Here is a 1,188-nt window from a genome sequence, read left to right as displayed (position 1 = left end):
CTGTCCGCTCGGTCCAATGACACTCGCTTCATCGATTCATCTGGATGCTACGACGCCGAATTTCATTATTCAGGAGCAAAGCCTTGGTATTCATTACAACAAAGGGATGGATATTCTCGATTATGTTAAAAATTCTGAAATATTCGACTATGAAAATGGTTATGTGAACATTCCGGATAAACCGGGTCTTGGGTTAGAAATTGACGAAGAAAAAGTGAAGCAGGCAGCAGAAATAGGACATGATTGGAAAAACCCAATTTGGCGTCATGAAGACGGAAGTATCGCTGAATGGTAAAAAAAGGAGGCCGAAACAATGAATTTTCATGGCATCATTCCGCCGGTAGTCACTCTTTTTGACGAAGCGGGAAATTTAGATATAGAGCTGAACAGAAGCTATATGGATCAATTAATTTCACGGAATATTGACGGTATTTTATTGATGGGAAGTTCAGGTGAGTTCYCATCACTTACAACAGAAGAACGAAAGCTATACGTACGCGAAATGATTAAGCACATTAACGGTCGAGTGCCGGTTATGGTTGGCGTTGGGCATACCGCATTAAAAGAGGTACATGAATTAACTTCTTATGCAGAAGAGCATGGAGCTGATGGGGTTCTTGTAGTCAACCCATATTACTGGAAACTGTCTGACGAACAATTATACCGTTATTATTCCAGCGTAGCTGATCACACAAATCTACAAGTGTTCATATATAACATTCCACTTTTAACAGGACAAAATATATCGGTAGAATTGATTAAAAGATTAGTAGTAGATCATTCAAATATTGCCGGTATTAAAGAAACTGTCAGTGATTTCGGGCACCTGCGGCAAGTCCTGACCGAAGTGAAAAAAGTTCGCAGTGATTTCCGCGTCTTTTCTGCATTTGATGAGCATTTGCTTCCAGCTCAAATGATTGGTGCAGCGGGTAGCATTAACGGAAGCGCTGTTTTTGCACCTGAAATATCCGTTGATTTATATAATTCCTTTCAAAAAGGTGATCTGGAAAAAGCACAGAAAAATCATCAAATGATTTCAAAGCTGATGGATATCTACACGTACGGACCGACATTTTTTACAGCCATGAAAGAAGCCGTTCATCAGCGCTGGTTTGACGTATCTGCTGGACACCGTGCTCCGTGTGATGTATTCCCGGCAGATTTGCGTGACAAAGTAGCGGCTCTTAT

Annotated in this window: 2 protein-coding genes; both read left to right on the top strand. The window is 40.9% G+C overall.

Annotated features, from left to right (window positions below; genetic code table 11):
* A partial coding sequence (locus AC1DUW_RS29725; protein ID WP_477644294.1) for an enolase C-terminal domain-like protein occupies window positions 1-295 on the top strand: 295 nt, incomplete at its 5' end.
* Window positions 296-313: 18 nt separating this feature from the next.
* On the top strand, window positions 314-1,188 hold an 875-nt coding region (locus tag AC1DUW_RS29720; protein ID WP_477644293.1), incomplete at its 3' end, for a dihydrodipicolinate synthase family protein.

This window comes from Peribacillus sp. P4_C12 (assembly GCF_056402095.1).
The sequence above is the reverse complement of the archived record's forward strand: the minus strand, read 5'-3'. Positions and strand labels throughout refer to the sequence as shown.